At 71.0% G+C, this 16030-nt stretch carries 12 protein-coding genes; 7 read left to right on the top strand and 5 right to left on the bottom strand.

Annotated elements, in window-relative coordinates:
* The first annotated feature begins 205 nt into the window (after nt 1–205).
* The gene (locus tag KIP79_RS26075) at nt 206–790 is read left to right on the top strand and encodes a DUF3000 domain-containing protein (RefSeq protein WP_214107557.1); all 585 of its coding nucleotides are present in this window, start codon (nt 206–208) and stop codon (nt 788–790) included.
* A gap of 119 nt (nt 791–909) precedes the next feature.
* Nucleotides 910–2136, top strand: a complete 1227-nt coding sequence (locus KIP79_RS26070; RefSeq protein WP_214107556.1) for a ribonuclease D — start codon at nt 910–912, stop codon at nt 2134–2136.
* A 3-nt stretch (nt 2137–2139) separates the two neighbouring features.
* On the opposite strand, the gene KIP79_RS26065 is transcribed toward KIP79_RS26070, so the two are convergent.
* Entirely contained in the window at nt 2140–3696 is a 1557-nt protein-coding gene (locus KIP79_RS26065; RefSeq protein WP_214107555.1) for an alpha-amylase family glycosyl hydrolase, read from the bottom strand.
* Nucleotides 3697–3820: 124 nt separating this feature from the next.
* Here KIP79_RS26065 and KIP79_RS26060 point away from each other — a divergent pair, with 124 nt between their 5' ends.
* Genes KIP79_RS26060 through KIP79_RS26050 form a run of 3 tightly spaced genes read left to right on the top strand, consistent with a single transcriptional unit; the run spans nt 3821 to nt 6968 of the window.
* Nucleotides 3821–4960 (top strand): Gfo/Idh/MocA family protein, encoded by a 1140-nt coding sequence (locus KIP79_RS26060; protein WP_214107554.1) that lies wholly within the window; start codon nt 3821–3823, stop codon nt 4958–4960.
* Nucleotides 4961–4974: 14 nt separating this feature from the next.
* Complete coding sequence (locus tag KIP79_RS26055; RefSeq protein ID WP_250213859.1) at nt 4975–6129, top strand: dihydrodipicolinate synthase family protein; 1155 nt, start codon at nt 4975–4977, stop codon at nt 6127–6129.
* Nucleotides 6126–6968, top strand: a complete 843-nt coding sequence (locus tag KIP79_RS26050; protein ID WP_214107553.1) for a sugar phosphate isomerase/epimerase family protein — start codon at nt 6126–6128, stop codon at nt 6966–6968. The genes KIP79_RS26055 and KIP79_RS26050 overlap by 4 nt, the downstream gene beginning before the upstream one ends.
* 46 nt (nt 6969–7014) lie before the next feature.
* Here the strand turns inward: KIP79_RS26050 and fusA are convergent, their stop codons facing one another.
* The 4 genes from fusA to KIP79_RS26030 all read right to left on the bottom strand — a co-directional run bounded on the left by fusA (nt 7015) and on the right by KIP79_RS26030 (nt 14061).
* Nucleotides 7015–9048 (bottom strand): elongation factor G, encoded by a 2034-nt coding sequence (gene fusA / locus KIP79_RS26045; protein WP_214107552.1) that lies wholly within the window; start codon nt 9046–9048, stop codon nt 7015–7017.
* 353 nt (nt 9049–9401) lie between these two features.
* Nucleotides 9402–12182 carry an ATP-binding protein gene (locus KIP79_RS26040; RefSeq protein WP_250213843.1) on the bottom strand — a complete coding sequence of 927 codons (2781 nt, stop codon included), beginning with the start codon at nt 12180–12182 and terminating at the stop codon, nt 9402–9404.
* A 52-nt stretch (nt 12183–12234) separates the two neighbouring features.
* Nucleotides 12235–13005, bottom strand: a complete 771-nt coding sequence (locus tag KIP79_RS26035; RefSeq protein ID WP_214107551.1) for a sugar phosphate isomerase/epimerase family protein — start codon at nt 13003–13005, stop codon at nt 12235–12237.
* Nucleotides 13006–13026: 21 nt separating this feature from the next.
* Nucleotides 13027–14061, bottom strand: a complete 1035-nt coding sequence (locus KIP79_RS26030) for a LacI family DNA-binding transcriptional regulator (protein ID WP_214107550.1) — start codon at nt 14059–14061, stop codon at nt 13027–13029.
* A gap of 293 nt (nt 14062–14354) precedes the next feature.
* On the opposite strand from KIP79_RS26030, the gene KIP79_RS26025 reads away from it, so the two are divergent.
* On the top strand, nt 14355–14954 hold the full coding sequence (locus KIP79_RS26025; RefSeq protein ID WP_214107549.1) for a LysE family transporter: 600 nt from the start codon (nt 14355–14357) through the stop codon (nt 14952–14954).
* Nucleotides 14955–15136: 182 nt separating this feature from the next.
* Nucleotides 15137–15796: a DUF4240 domain-containing protein gene (locus KIP79_RS26020; RefSeq protein WP_214107548.1), complete on the top strand. Its 660-nt coding sequence runs from the start codon at nt 15137–15139 to the stop codon at nt 15794–15796.
* The last annotated feature ends 234 nt before the right edge of the window (nt 15797–16030 follow it).

The raw sequence follows: 16030 nt of genomic DNA, 5'->3' as shown, positions 1-16030 counted from the left end.
GGAAATGTCGGCGAGACATGCCAACGTCGGACCAGTCCCGGCTGCCGACGAAAGGGCGTTGACTTCGATGTGGAGTTCCCCCGAAAACCGCGCTAAGCGCGGCGCCGAGCGGTTCCTGGCCATGGCGGCGGCTTGATCACCAACCATGACCACCACGACCACCCCCCTGCTGCGCGCACTTCCTCATCCGGCCTACGCTTCGGTCATGACCCTCGGTGACCCGCCGGCCCCGCCGGCCGCCTTCCGGCGTGCGCTGGCGACGCTGCGCCCGGCCGAGGTCCGCCCCGAGATCGAGCTGGAGGACATCCCGGCCCCGCAGCGCCTGGCGCCCTACTCCGGCGCGGTCGGCGCCTCCGTCTACCGGGACGACGACGAGCTGGCCGTCGGCCGCCTGATCATGCTCTTCGACCCGAACGGCCAGCGCGGCTGGGAGGGCCAGTTCCGGCTGGTGGCCTACGTACGGGCCGACATGGAGCCGGAGATCACCTCCGACCCGCTGCTCGGCCCGGTGGCCTGGAGCTGGCTCACCGAGGCGCTGGAGGCGCACGGGGCCGCGTTCGCCGCCGCGGGCGGCACGGTGACCCGGGCGGTTTCGGAGGGTTTCGGCAACAAGGACAACGATCCCGTCACGACCGAGCTGGAACTGCGTGCGTCCTGGTCGCCACTGGACGAAGATCTGTCCGCCCACGTGGCCGCGTGGTGCGATCTGATGTGCCTGGCGGCGGGGATCCCTCCGCTGCCGCCCGATGTCGCGGCGCTCAAACCCCCACGCGGTCGCGGCATGACATAGCGTGAGACAACGACCAACCCGGAGCACACCGTGCCGGACCGTTCCAAACTCCCATCACGGAGAGACCTGATAGACCTGACCAATCTGACTGACCTTCGCGACGCCCACGTGGATGCTCAGTGACCGATGAGAAAGACATCCAGCCGCTGCTGGAACCGCGTGAGGGCATTCCGGCGGTAGTGGAGGACGCGGCGGCGCTGACCGCCGTCGTCGAGGCGTTCGCGGCAGGCTCCGGCCCCGTCGCGGTGGACGCCGAGCGCGCCTCGGGTTACCGGTACAGCGGCCGCGCCTACCTGGTGCAGCTGCGCCGGGCGGGAGCCGGCAGCGCGCTCGTCGATCCGATCCAGTGCCCCGACCTGAGCGGCCTGGACGCCGCGCTTGAGGGGGCCGAGGTGGTGCTGCACGCGGCCACCCAGGACCTGCCCTGCCTGGCCGAGCTGGGGTTCCGGCCGCAGTTGCTGTTCGACACCGAGCTGGCCGGTCGGCTGCTCGGCTACGAGCGGGTGGGACTCGGCACCATGGTTGAGGTAGTGCTCGGGCTCGGCCTGGTGAAGGGCCACTCGGCGGCGGACTGGTCGACCCGTCCGCTCCCCGAGGACTGGCTGCGCTACGCGGTGCTCGACGTGGAGGTGCTGATCGAGCTGCGCGACGTGCTCCACGCCGAGCTGGTCGCCCAGGGCAAGCTGGACTGGGCGATGGAGGAGTTCGCCGCCATCCTGGCCGCGCCCGCCGCGCCGCTGCGCAGCGACCCGTGGCGGCGGACCAGCGGCATCCACAAGGTGCGCACGCTCCGCGGCCTGGCCGTGGTCCGCGAGCTCTGGACGCTGCGCGACGAGATCGCCAGGGAGGCCGACCTGGCGCCGGGGCGGGTGCTGCCGGACCTGGCGATCGTGCAGGCCGCGCTGGACCTGCCGCGCACCACCAAGGCGCTCACCGAGATCCCCCAGTTCACCGGGCGCAGCGCGCGGCGGCACCTGCGCGAGTGGCTGGCCGCCGTCACCCGGGCCCGGACCATGCCGGACGCCCAGCTGCCCCAGCCGATGGGCCCCGGCGACGGGCCGCCCCCGGCCAACCGGTGGGCCGACCGGGATCCCGTCGCCGCCAAACGCCTGCACGCCGCCCGTACGGTGGTGGCCGCGCTGGCCGACGAGCACCGCATGCCGACGGAGAACCTGCTCCAGCCGGACGCGGTGCGCCGGTTGACCTGGGAGCCGCCCGCACCGCTGGACGACGCCGTCATCGCGGCGCGGCTGCGCGAGCTGGGGGCCAGGGAGTGGCAGGTCGGGCTGACCGCGCTGCCACTCGCCAAGGCGCTGCAACGGCTGGAGCTCAAGGGCGAGCTGTGAGGCTCACGGGTTGAGTCGCAGCCAGACGGCGGTGTCCTGCGGCAGGGTGCCGCCGGTGACCGGGCCGCTGGCCAGGATGATCTCCTCGTGGTCGGGGAGGGCGACCGGGTCGCCGCCGAAGTTGACCACGCAGGCGAAGCCGGCGCCCCGGGTGAAGGCCAGGGCGGTGGGCTCGGGCTCCAGCCAGTGGAACTCGCCCTTGGGCCGGTGGGCGATCGCCTTCCGGTAGAGGGAGAGCGTGGAGTCCGGGTCGTCCAGCTGGGCCTCCACCGTGAGCGGGGCCCAGTTGGGGGGCTGGGGCAGCCAGGTGTCGGGGTTGTCGCCGAAGCCGTACGGGGCCCGCGTGCCGGACCAGGGCATCGGGACACGGCAGCCGTCGCGGCCGAGGCGGGCGCCGCCGGTGCGGCGGAAGACCGGGTCGTCGCGGTCGGCGTCCTGGATGTCCAGGTACTCCGGCAGGGCGAGCTCCTCGCCCTGGTAGACGTAGGCGGAGCCGGGCAGCGCGAGCAGCAGCAGGGCGGCGGCGCGGGCGCGGCGGGTGCCGAGGGCCAGGTCCACCTCGGCGTCGGAGCGGGCCTCGGGGGAGCCGCCGTACCGGCTGACCGGGCGCATCACGTCGTGGTTGCTGATCACCCAGGGGGCGACCACGTCGGAGCCGTCGGCCAGTGCGATGGAGGCGGTGATGGTGTGGTGCAGGGCGGGGGCGTTCCAGGCGGTGCGGAAGAGGAAGAAGTTGAACGCCTGCGGCATGCCGCCGGGGATGAAGTACGGCTCCAGGTGGGTGATCTCGTCACCCCAGAACTCCCCCACCGCGGTACGCCTGCCGGGGAACACGTCCTCCGGGTAGGAGTCCAGGATGGCCCGCCAGCCGGCGTAGTGCTCGATCAGCTCGGGCCGGTGGAACCAGGGTGAGGGCCGGTCGGAGGGGGACGGGTCGGGCACGTCGGGCAGGTCCGGGTCCTTGAACAGGCCGTGCGCGACGTCCACCCGGAGTCCGGCCACGCCCCGGTCCAGCCAGAACCGGAGCACCTTCTCGAACAGGGCGGGCACCGCCGGGTTGGACCAGTTCCAGTCGGGCTGGGAGGAGTCGAACAGGTGCAGGTACCACTGGCCGTCCGGGGTCTGCGTCCAGGCGGGGCCGCCGAAGACGGACTGCCAGTTGTTGGGGGCGTCCCGGAAGATGAACAGGTCGCGCTCGGGACTGCCGGGCCCGGCGGCCAGCGCGGCCTGGAAGGCCGGGTGGGCGCTGGAGCAGTGGTTGGGCACGATGTCGACGATCACCCGGATGCCCAGCTCGGCCGCCGCCGCGACGAAGGCGTCGAAGTCGGCCAGGGTACCGAACCTGGGGTCCACGTCGCAGTAGTCGGCCACGTCGTAGCCGCCGTCGGCGAGCGGGGACGGGTAGAAGGGCGAGAACCAGACCGCGTCCACGCCGAGTTCGGCGAGGTACGGCAGCCGGGCCAGCGCGCCGGCGAAGTCGCCCGTGCCGTCGCCGTTGCCGTCGGCGAAGCTACGGGGGTAGATCTGGTAGACGACGGCGTCACGCCACCATTGGGTCACGGGTTCTCCCTGTTCGTACGTACTTCGCCAAGTTAATCAGCCAACCTGCTCGGAAAGCGCTTGCCGACCCAGTCACGGACTCCTACCCTAGGAGCGGAAAGCGCTTTCCACTCAAGGAGATGTGATGGGCGACCGTGTGCTCAGCGTCGTGTTGAACGGCGTCACCGGACGGATGGGGTACCGGCAGCATCTGGTGCGATCCGTGCTGGCCATCAACGCGCAGGGCGGGGTGGACCTGCCCACCGGGCAACGGGTCCGGCTGCGGCCGATCCTGGTCGGGCGCAACGCCGCCAAGCTGGCCGAGATCGCCGAACGGCACGGCATCCCCGACCACACCACCGACCTGGACGCCGCGCTGGCCGACGCCGAGATCTACTTCGACGCCCAGGTCACCCCCGCCCGGGTGGATGCCACCCTGAAGGCCATCGCGGCCGGCAAGCATGTCTACACCGAGAAGCCGACCGCCGAGACGGTGGCGGACGCGATCCGGCTGGCGCGGGCCGCCGAGGAGACGCGGGTGTGCAACGGCGTGGTGCAGGACAAGCTCTTCCTGCCGGGGCTGCTGAAGTTGAAGCGGCTCATCGACGGCGGGTTCTTCGGGCAGATCCTGTCGGTACGCGGTGAGTTCGGCTACTGGGTCTTCGAAGGCGACTGGCAGGCCGCGCAGCGCCCGTCCTGGAACTACCGGGCCGAGGACGGGGGCGGGATCGTGCTGGACATGTTCCCGCACTGGGCGTATGTCCTGGAGAACCTGTTCGGGCGGGTGGTTTCGGTGTACGCGCAGGTCAGCACGCATGTTCCGGAGCGGTGGAACGAGCGGGGGCAGCGGTACAAGGCGACCGCCGACGACGCGGCGTACGGGATCTTCGAGCTGGAAGGGGGGGTGGTGGCACAGATCAACTCCTCCTGGGCGGTGCGGGTGCATCGGGATGAGTTGGTGGAGTTCCAGGTGGACGGGACCCATGGGAGCGCGGTGGCCGGGCTGCGAGGGTGCCGGGTGCAGCATCGCAGCGTGACCCCCAAGCCGGTCTGGAATCCCGATATTCCAGCCGACACCCGGTTCCGCGATGGTTGGTCGGAAATTCCGGATAACGGGGAGTTCGACAACGGGTTCAAGATCCAGTGGGAGATGTTCGTGCGGCATGTGCTGGCGGGCACCCCGTTCCCGTACACGCTGCGGGCCGGGGCTCGCGGGGTGCAACTCGCCGAGCTCGGGCTGCGCTCGCACGCGGAGGGGCGGCGGCTGGCGGTGACCGACCTGTGAGCGCGGTCGTGGAACTGCCGGGCCTGGGGCGGTACCCGCTCCGCTCACCCGTCGTCTGGGAGCAGCCGGAGGGTCCCCCCGCCGGGCGGGTGGCGTACGCTGCGGCGCATGTGGTGGCCGATCCGCTGCGGGACAACACGCCCGGGGCGCCGGCCGCGCTGGACTGGGCGGCCACGCTGGGGTTCCGGCGGCACCTCTGGTCGTACGGGCTGCGGGTGGCCGAGGCCATGGACACCGCGCAGCGGAACAACGGGCTGGACTGGGCTGCCACCCGGGAGCTGATCCGGCGGACCGCCGAGCTGGCGCGGGACTTCGGGGATCCGGCGGAGCTGGTGGCCTGTGGGGCGGGGACCGATCATCTGCCGGAGGCGCGCACCCTCCCGGCCATCGAGGCCGCCTACCGGGAGCAGATCGCCACCGTCCAGGAGGCCGGGGCCGGGGTGATCATCATGGCCAGCCGGCAGCTGGCGGCGGTCGCGCGTACCCCCTCGGACTATCACGCGGTCTACGGCAAGCTGCTGGCCGAGGTGGACCGTCCGGTGATCCTGCACTGGCTGGGTGAGATGTTCGATCCTCAGCTGGCGGGTTACTGGGGGGCGCGTGACGTGGCGGCGGCCACCGCGTCCTTTCTGGAGTTGATCCACGCCAACGCCGCCCGGATCGACGGGGTCAAGGTCTCCCTGCTGGACGAGGACCACGAGATCCGGCTACGGGCGGCGCTGCCGCCGGGGGTGCGGGTCTACACGGGTGACGACTTCAACTATCCGTCGCTGATCGCCTCAGGCTCACACGCGCTTCTCGGCATTTTCGACGCCATCGCCCCAGCCGCCGCAGCCGCCCTCCACGCCCTCGACCAAGCCGAAACAGAAACCGTCGGCAGCGGGCGTGCGGCCGACCTCGCGAAATATCACGAAATATTCGGACCAACCGTTGCGCTGTCTCGGAAGATCTTCGAAGCGCCCACCTACCACTACAAGACCGGAATCGTCTTCCTGGCCTGGCTCAACGGCCACCAGCCCGCGTTCACCATGGTCAACGGCGCCCAGTCGGCCCGGTCGCTGCCCCACCTGGCCGAGGTGTTCCGGCTGGCCGACCAGGCCGGGCTGCTGACCGACCCGGACCTCGCCGCGTACCGCATGCGCGCCCTCCTCGCGGTGCACGGCCGGTGAACCGCCTCTCCCTCAACCAGTGGACGACCCGGCGCTGGACGGTCGCCGAGGCGGTCGCCGGCTGCGTCCGGCACGGCGTCGGCGCCATCGGCCTCTGGCGGCAGGACGTCGCCCAACAGGGCCTGGACGAGACGGTGAAACTGGTCCAGAACGCCGGCCTGCGGGTCTCCTCACTCTGCCGCGGCGGCTTCCTGACCGGCCCCGACCCCCTCGCCGACAACCGCCGCGCGATCGACGAGGCCGCGGCGCTCCAGGCCGCCTGTCTCGTCATGGTGGTGGGCGGCCTCCCGGGCGTGATCCCCGGCGAACCCCTCGGCACCTTCTCCCGCGACCTGCCCGCCGCCCGCGCCCGGGTGGCCGACGCGCTCGCCACACTGGCCCCCTACGCCGCCGACCGTGGCGTACGGCTGGCGCTGGAACCCCTCCACCCGATGTACTGTGCCGACCGGGCGGTGCTCTCCACCCTGGCCCAGGCGCTCGACCTCGCGGAGCCGTACCCGCCCGAGGTGGTCGGCGTCGTCGTGGACACCTTCCACCTGTGGTGGGATCCCGACGTGCTCCCGCAGATCGCCCGCGCCGGAACCCGGATCGCGAGCTACCAGGTCTGCGACTTCCTCGTCCCCCTCCCCGCCGACGTCCTGCTCGGCCGGGGCATGATGGGCGACGGCGTGATCGACTTCACCCCGCTCACCCGGGCGGTGGCCGAGACCGGGTACGCCGGCGACATCGAGGTCGAGATCTTCAACGCCGACCTCTGGGCCGCCGACCCGGAGACCGTCCTGACCACCACCCGCGACCGCTACGCCCGGCTGATCGCCCCCGACCTCGGGCCTGCCTGAGGTCCGGGGATGGCCCCGTCCGCGTGCGGACGGGGCCATGGCTGGGCTAGCGGGACTTCCCCGCCGCGGCAGTGCCCACCGGGGCGTAACCGGCGGACCTGGTCGTGAAGGTCCCCTGGCCGTGGGTACGGCTGCGCAGGCGGGTCGCGTAGCCGAACGTCTCGGCCAGCGGCACGATCGCGGTGACGACCGCCGTGCCCGCCCGCGCGGTCGAGCCGGTGACGCGGCCGCGCCGTGCCGCCAGATCGCCCAGCACCCCGCCGACGTCGGCCTCCGGCACGGTCACCGTGACCTCGGCCACCGGTTCGAGCAGCGCCATCGTCGCGGCCCGCAGGGCCTCCCTGAGGCCGAGCCTGCCCGCCGTACGGAAGGCGAGCTCGGAGGAGTCCTTCGGGTGGGTGGCCCCGTCGAGCAGCGTGACGCGCAGGCCGGTCACCGGGTGGCCGCCGAGCGGGCCCTCGGCCAGGGCGTCCCTGGCGCCTGCCTCCACTGCCCGGACGTACTCCTTCGGCACCCGGCCGCCCACGACGGCCGAGTGGAACTCGAAGCCCTCGGTGGACTCCAGCGGCGCCACATCGAGCACGACATGGGCGAACTGACCGGCGCCGCCGTCCTGTTTGACGTGGCGGTACACCAGCCCGGACACGCCCTGGACCACCGTCTCCCGGTAGGCCACCCGTGGCCGGCCCACGTTGACGTCGAGGCGCGCGGTCCGGCGGATCTTCTCCACGGCAACCTCCAGGTGCAGTTCGCCCATCCCCGACAGCAGCGTCTGACCGGTCTCGGCGGTCCGGACCACCAGCGAAGGATCCTCCTCGGTCAGCCGCGCCAGCGCCGCCGCCAGCCGGTCGGTGTCGGTGCTCCGCCTGGCTTCGACGGCCACGGAAACGAGCGGGTCGGTCGTACCCGGCGGTTCGAGGACCAACGGAGCCCCGGGCGCGCACAGCGTGGTACCGGCACGCACCGCCTTCAGCCCGACCACCGCGACGATGTCCCCGGCCACCGCCCGGTCCGCCTCGGTGTGGCGATCGGCTTGGACCCGCAGGATCCGTCCGATCCGCTCCGTACGTCCCGTACCGGTGTCCAGCACCGTGTCTCCCTTCTCGATCGTTCCCGAATACACGCGCAGGTGAGCGAGGCGTCCGGTGGCGTTCGAGGACACCTTGAACACCAGCGCCGCCAGCGGAGCCCCGGGATCGGGGGCGCGCTCCTGCCCATGGGTGCCGCGTACCGCAGGGACATCCTGAGGTCCGGGCAGGTAGGACACGACGGCGTCGAGCAGCGGCTCGATTCCGCGATTGCGGTAGGCCGATCCGCACAGCACCACCACGCCCTCGCCGGTGAGGGTCAGGTCGCGGAGCGCGGCGGCGAGAGTCGGGGCGGAGATCGTCGACTCCGCGCAGAACTCCTCCAACGCGTTCGCGTGCCGTTCGGCGACCGCCTCCTCCAGTAGGCGGCGACGCCGCTGGGCCTCGCTCCACAGGATGTGCGGCACCTGGCCCTCGCGGACCGTGTCGCGGCCGTCGGCCCAGATCAGCGACCGCATCCGCACCAGGTCAACCACGCCGGCGAACCCGCCCGCGTGCCCGATCGGCAGCTGGACCACCAACGGAGTCGGGTGCAGTCGCGCGCGGATCGCGTCGGCCACCGCGTCGAGGTCGGCGCCGACCCGATCCAGTTTGTTGACGAAGGCGATCCGGGGTGTTCCGTACCGGTCGGCCTGCCGCCAGACCGCCTCGCTCTGCGGTTCGACCCCGGCGACACCGTCGAACACCACGACCGCGCCGTCGAGGACCCGGAGCGAACGTGTCACCTCGGCGGCGAAGTCGACGTGACCCGGGGTGTCGATCAGGTTGATCCGGTGGCCGTCCCAGACACAGCTCACCGCCGCGGCGAAGATGGTGATCCCACGATCGCGCTCCTGGGAGTCGAAGTCGGTGACGGTGGTCCCGTCGTGCACCTCACCGCGCTTGTGCGTGGTGCCGGTGAGATAGAGGATCCGCTCGGTGACGGTGGTCTTGCCGGCATCGACGTGGGCAAGAATGCCGAGATTGCGGACAGGGAACGTGTGGTTGCGCATGGCCCATGGCCCTTCAGGACGATCCAGCTGGGGACAGCGCGATTCCCGGACAAGACAGGCACGTGAAAATCCGACGCGGCAGCACCGCGTCAGCAGAACATTGCCCCGCCGACCGTTTCGACGCGGAGCAGGAAGGTCAGATGTCCGCCGGGGTCTCCGGTGTCAGCCGCGCAGCCGGCACCGGGCGGGCGAAGACACCAGGATCACCTCATACCGTGACGGGGGAATGACCGCAGCGATGCTGTGCCGCACAGTCGGCTCCTCTCCCTCGTCAATGACACGCTCGTCGGCGCGCCGTTCGCGGCGAGTGTACTGAGATCAGTACGCCCGAGAGAACCGGTTTTTCGGAGCAGTCATGGTTGCGTGGAGGGCGGTATCGGATTGGCCGGCCTCACCCGCCAACTCGGGAAGGGCCGCCTCAGCCCGCTCGCATTCTCCCTTGACCAGGAGGTGGAGGGCATCGGGGAACGCGATGACGGCCAGCTGAGCCTCGCGTATTCGAGCGCCCGTCCGGCGTGACTCTGGGCCGTGGCCCAGTCGTTGCGCCCGAGCGCGACCATGCCCAGCGCGTAGTGGCCGAGGGTCTGGTAGCCGAGCAGGCCGTCGCGGACGGAGGTCTCCAGCAGTTCCTGCCCGATCGCCTCCAGTTCCTCGCGGCGATCGGCCACGAATGCCACCCAGTAGCGCGCGTTGAGCGCCAGGCACAGTAAGCGGGGGTCGCCGAGGCCGCGGGCGATCTCGACGGCCTCGGTGCTCGCGCTTTCCGTGAGCTCGTCGTCGTGGCCCACCAACTCCTGGGTGAGCGTGGCGAGCAGCCGGCACCGCAGCTCGCCGCTCGCGACGGGCAGGCACCCGCGGATGGCCGCCACGAGGTCGATGTCGACCTCGTTGTCGGTCTGCCCCATCCAGATCACGGGCGCGTCGTTGGCCACCGCGGCGCGGGCGAGCGCGACCGGGTCGCCGAGCCGCCGGGCGATCGCCAGCGCACCCTTGCGTGTCGCCGTCGCCCGCACCAGGTCACCCGCGCTCGCCTGCGCGGAGGTCAGGCGACACAGCAAATCCAACCGGAGGTCGTCGGCGGGTTCCGTCCCGAGGTCGAGGGCGTCTAGGGCGCCCTCCAGCAGCACCGCCGCCTCCCGGTGGGCGTACACGCCGGACGCCTGGGTCGCCGCTCTCCGCGCGTACTCGGCGGCGTCGCGGGCCGTGGCGGCGGTGGCGGCGGCCAGCGCGTGGTAGCCGAGCGCGCCGACGTCGCCCGGCCGCAGCCGCTCCAGCGCGGCGAGCACCTTCGCGTGCAGCCTGGTACGGCGCAGCCTGGTGATGTCCTCGTAGAGGGTCTCGCGGACCAGGACGTGCGTGAAGCGGACCTGCCCGGGTCTGGGTTCGGTGAGCAGCCCGGTGAGCACGCCCGCCTCCAGGCCGTCCAGCACCGTCTCCTCGTCAACATCCTGGATGGCGATCAGCACGTCCACGTCGGCGTCCCGTCCCATGACCGCGGCGTTGCGCAGGGTTGTCTGGGCCGTCGCGGGGAGGCGGGCGATACGCCTGCGGATGAGATCGCGGACGCCGGGCGGCAGCGAATGAGCCGCCGAGGCCCCCTCGGTCGCGAGCAACCTGGCTGTCTCGGCCACGAACAGCGGATTGCCCCCGGTGCGTTCGGTGACCGTACGGGCGATGGCCGCGTCCACCTCCATACCGGACCGTTCCGCCAGCAGGCGGCGGACATCGTCCTCACCGAGCCCCCGGAGGGTCACGTTCTCGGCCGCCTGGACGGCCAGGGCGGCCCCCGCCGCCACCAGGTGGTCGCCCGTCTCGGAGGGCCGGTGCGTCAAGACCACCAGGACGGGGATGTCGGCCAGCCTCGCCGCAAGGTGACGCAGCAACTGGAGAGTGGCGTCGTCGGCGCGGTGTACATCCTCAAGCACCAGCAGCAGCGGCCCCGGCACGCCCTCCAGGTAGTCCCCCACAGCCTGCGCCAGCCAGAACTCACCGACTGGCGCGGCGTCGTGGCCCAGCAGGGGCGCCAGCCGTACCTCGATCTCGGGGTCCGGGGGGTGCACGGCGAACAGGTCGCGGAGGATCTCACTCCACGCCCACGCGGGCGGCACACCGCCGAGCGTTTCCGGACACCGGCCGACCGTGACCTGCCAGCCCTCGTCACCGAGGTGGCGCAGCAGGGCGTCGGCCAGGGTGCTCTTGCCCGCGCCGGGATCCCCACCGAGCCAGACCACCCGGAACCCGCGCCTGGCCTGCTCGGCGGCGGAGACCAGGCGGGCCAACTCCGCCGCACGGCCGATCATCCCGGACGGCGGTGCGGGTTGAGACGCCGGCTCGGCAGGAATGGCGGAAACAGCGGCGACCACGGGCACGTCAAGGACGACGTTGTGAGCGAGGATGTCGACCTCGAGCTTTCTCAGCGCAGGTCCGGGATCCGTACCCAGCTCATCGGCGAGCATCGCCCGGGTCCTGCGCAGCGCCGCCAGCGCCTCCGACTGCCGCCCCCCTTGGTAGTAGGCCAGAGCCAGGAGCCGCACCGCGTTCTCCCGAAGCGGGTGGGCGGCGACATGCCGCTCCAGCTCGGGAACGACCTCCACATGACGACCGACGGCAAGCGCCGCTTCCGCGCGGTATTCGACCGCGTCGACCCGCAACCCCTCCAGTTTGGACGCCTCGAGAACCGCCCACTCCTCCTCGGCGAACTCGGCGAGGGCGGGACCTCCCCACAGCGACAAGGCATCGTCGATCGTGCGCAGCGCCTTGGCCGGCTGTCCCTCATGGAGAAGGTTCGCCGCGGCACCAACGAGCTTGGCGAACCGCCACCCGTCGACGGCGTCGTCGTCAAGCCGCAGCAGGTAGCCAGGCGGAGCGCTCGCCAGGACCGTGGCCGGGGTCCGTGGGGCCCTGCCTGGCTCCAGGACTCGGCGGAGGTTGGATACGTACACCTGCAGCGCGCCCAGCGCCTTCGGCGGCGGCTGACCCCGCCACAGATCGTCGATCAACCTGTCGGCGGAGACCACGTGCCCGCCGGCGCACACCAATCTGGAGATCACTGCCCGCTGGAGCGGCGGGCCCAGATCGACCGGCTGCCCCTCGACCTCGCCCCGGAGCTGCCCGAGAACCCACAAACGCGCCATTTCGAGAGAAGCATAGGCTTCGCCCCCCTCAATGGCACATATGTGATGGGAGCTAGGAGCCCCAGCCGTAGCGGGCCACCCAGGCGACCGCGCCGGGCAGTACCCGTTCGACCGGCTCGACCTGGGGATACCAGGTGCGCTCCCACTCCAGGGAGACCCAGCCGCCGAACCCGCGCAGTTGCTCGCCGCACTCCTCCAGCGGCACCGCGCCCGACCCGAGCCGGCGCGGGGTCGGGTTGGCCGCCGAGGCCGCGTCCTTGATCTGCACGTACGCCAGATGGTCGCCGAGCGCCTTGACCGTGTCGGTGGGGGGCTCGCCGTTGCGCCACGGGTGGAGCACGTCCCAGATGGCGGCGGCCTCCGGGCGGTCGGCGGCGTCCAGCAGGGTGGCCACGCCGGCGCCGGTGGGGAGCGCGTCATGGGTCTCCACCAGTACCCGCAGCCTGCGCTCCCGGCAGAAATCGGCTACCGCGCGGAGCCGCCGGGCGCCGGCGGCGATGTCGTCGCCGCCGGGGAAGACCCGGACCGCGGGTGCGCCCAGGTCGGCGGCGAGTTCCAGGTCGGCCTGGAGCGCCTCGATCACCGGGGTGTCCCGGCCCGTCTGGGCGATTCTGATGTATCCGGCGAGAGTCGCGATGCTCAGGTCGGCGTCGCTCACCGCGCGGCGCACCGCCGTACGCTCCAGGAGCGAGAGACCGGCGTGCACGCCGGTGTCCGGGTGCAATCGGAGTTCCAACCCGTCGCAGCCGTGGCCGGACGCGACGACGATCGCGGCCGGGAGCTTCTCCCCCGGCATGCCCAGCGTGCTGACCGCCAGCCTCACGGCGCCCCCCTTACTCTCCGCTTACGATCCACCACCAGCGCTCGTCCCAAACGGAATTTCGGTCCGCAGGTCTCGCACACTATCCCGTACCACGATTTGTCCGGCCACGACTACTACCCGGGATTCACCGATCGATGACAGCGCCAACTCCACCGCGTGCGCGCCCATCGCGGCCAGCGGGAGCCGTACCGTGGTCAGCGCGGGCACCAGGTCCCGCAGCGTCGGAATGTCGTCGAAGCCCGCCACCGACACGTCCTCGGGCACTCGGACGCCGCGCTCCCTGAAGGCCGCGAGCGCCCCCACCGCCATCACGTCGTTGACCGCGAACACGCAGGTCACGCCGGGCTCCACGGCGGCGGCCGCGGCGTAGCCGCCGTCCCGGTCGAAGCGGCCGTAGACGATCTGCGGGTCCGGCAGGCCCAGCTCGGTCAGCGCGCCGCAGAATCCGTCCCTGCGGTCCACGGCGGTGATCAGGTTCGGCGGCCCGGCCAGCACCGCGAACCGCGTGTGGCCCAGCGCGGCCAGTTCCCTGGCCAGCGCGGCGGCTCCGGCCCGGTTGCCCGGTGCCACCGTGTCCACGCCCAGCAGATCCTGCCCCACACAGGCCACTCGCCCGCCGGTCTCCCGGTACCGGTCCAACTCGGCCCGCAGCCGCCCGGTCACCACCGGATCGGCCACCCGCGACCCGGCCAGCAGCACCGCCTTGGCCCGCTGCGCGTTGAGCGTGGCCACGTACGCGATCTCCCGCTCCGGGTCGCGGTGCGTGGTCCCCACCATCACCACATGCCCCTCCGCGTCCGCCGTCCGCATCGCCCCATCCGCGATCGCCGCGAAGTACGGATCGACGAGATCGTGCACCACCAGCCCGATCACATTGCTGGCCCCCCTCGCCAGCGTCTGCGCGGCCACATTGGTCCGGTAACCCAACTCGGCGGCGGCCTTCTCCACCCGCGCCCGCATCGCCGCCCCCACCTGCCGGGTACTCCCGTTGAGCACCCGGGACGCGGTCGCCAGCGACACCCCCGCCTGCCGCGCCACATCTTCCAAGGTCACCATGCACCCTCCCGGAAAGCGATTTCCAGTATGCGCGACCACCACAGCACCCCAACGCTATTCGCCGGCCCACCAACCCGACCCACGCTCACATACAGCGCGACTGACCTGAGACCAACCCGAACCGACACAACGTGTGAGATGGCCACACCGGAGGCGCCGATCGATCTCCCCCAGAACGTCGGTCTCCCCGCCCTCCCTCAACCCCCGAGCAGATCGCCGCCCTGACCGTGGACGTGGCCGCCCGCCGCATCCGGCTTGGCGCTACCCTCCGGATGGGACAAAACGGAGGTTAGGTGCGCGAACTGCTGTTAGGACTAGGCCTCGGCCTGGGCGCCGGAATCGCGCCAGGAGCCCTCCTCAGCCTGGTGATCACAGCCAGCCTGCGCGGAGGCTTCCCGGCAGGCCTGCGAATCGCCTGCGTCCCCCTCCTCTCCGACCTCCCGATCGTCCTACTGACGGTGGCCGCAGTCGGCACACTCCCGGAGACGTTCCTGCAGGTGCTCTCACTCACCGGCGGCGCGTACGTGGTGTTCCTAGGGGCCCAAGGGCTGTGGGAGGCCCGAAAGGCAGAACCCCCCGAGCCCGGTGTCGGAACCCCCGCACCGGTACTCAAGGGTGTCCTGGTCAACATGCTCAACCCCCACCCCTGGCTCTTCTGGGCAACCGTGGGCGCACCGGTACTCGTCGCCGCCTGGACCACCGCACCGGTACGCGCGATAGCCTTCGCCACCGGCTTCTACCTGGTCCTGGTCGGCTCCAAGGTGGTCCTGGCCGGACTGATCGGAGCAGGCAGACACCGGATCGGCGTAACCGGCTACCGCATACTGCTGGCAGGAAGCGCTGTGCTCCTCACGGGAGCGGGAGTGGCACTCATCGTCGCGGGACTCTCCTGACGTCCCCACGGTTTCTCGGTACGAGCATGCCTCTACATCGGAAATCCACGCAGATGGACGAGAGACAAGCGCGCCTGGAGCTACAAACTGACCAGGTGACCCAGGATCAGCCGCTCGAACCATCCTCCCTTTTCAGCGTAATGCCGGGCCGAGATGCCGGATATGCACCATGATCACATCTTGTGGACATTGACGGCTTCTGGGAACTGATCGAGCGCTCTGCCCGCGAGACCGACAATCGGGCAGCCCGGGTAGCGTGGCTCGAGAATCACCTCTCCGGCCTGTCCGTCGAGGAGATCGTGGACTACGAGGTCTGGTTCACCATCTGCGCCAACCGCGCCTTCTCCTGGGACATGTTCGCGGTGTACTGGGCCATTACGAACCGGGTATCGTCCGATGGCTTCGAGTACTTCGTGAACTGGCTGATCAGCCTTGGCCGCGATGCCTTCGAGAAGGTCGCCACCTGCCCTGACCTGATTTTCGAGGTGCCAGAAGCTCGGCGTGTCTACAACCTGATCCTGAATTTCTGCCTCTTCCGGACGAGTTGGGGCAGAGCTGGCAAGTTCCGCCTTCAGCGCGTCACGTACACCCGGCGGGAGCTGTGGTCACGCGAGGACGCCCCCGAGTTCGAGCCGCTCGCCTACGTGACCTTCGTTCCGTACATGCGGGTCACCGGCCTCGACGTGGACGGCCTGGGCGATGCCCGCCGAGCACGAGGAGTTCACAGCAAATTCCCCATCGTGACCACGTGGCCCGATGGCGAGGAATGGGATTTCGGCAACGACGCAGAGTTCATCCGCCGACTCCCACAGGTCGCCCGCCATTGCAGCCTTACAGCCTGAGGCCAGACAACCCGGAACGATCACAAGCGGCGACTTCGACTCCCCCGTCATCGACGGGCCCGGCGCGTGGTCGCTTCGCAGGCGCAGCAGCCCGCATCGCGGTACATCGCGTTGTGAACACGAGACGGACAGGTGTCCGACGCGTTGGTAGCCGCCAAGAGGCAAGGCGAGCAGGTCTGGGTAGGCCGATCCTCCCATCGGTAGGATCGCGGTATGGGTGAGGTTCGGCAGTTA

It is taken from the genome of Acrocarpospora catenulata (assembly GCF_018476525.1).
GTDB lineage: Bacteria > Actinomycetota > Actinomycetes > Streptosporangiales > Streptosporangiaceae > Acrocarpospora > Acrocarpospora catenulata.
Note: the sequence above shows the minus strand (reverse complement) of the source record. Positions and strands in the feature narration are given on the sequence as shown.

Coding starts and splice junctions, on each gene's coding strand:
- KIP79_RS26075 (WP_214107557.1), top strand. CDS start 206: ATGACCCTCGGTGACCCGCCGGCCCCGCCGGCCGCCTTCCGGCGTGCG.
- KIP79_RS26060 (WP_214107554.1), top strand. CDS start 3,821: ATGGGCGACCGTGTGCTCAGCGTCGTGTTGAACGGCGTCACCGGACGG.
- fusA (WP_214107552.1), bottom strand. CDS start 9,048: ATGCGCAACCACACGTTCCCTGTCCGCAATCTCGGCATTCTTGCCCAC.
- KIP79_RS26040 (WP_250213843.1), bottom strand. CDS start 12,182: ATGGCGCGTTTGTGGGTTCTCGGGCAGCTCCGGGGCGAGGTCGAGGGG.
- KIP79_RS26030 (WP_214107550.1), bottom strand. CDS start 14,061: ATGGTGACCTTGGAAGATGTGGCGCGGCAGGCGGGGGTGTCGCTGGCG.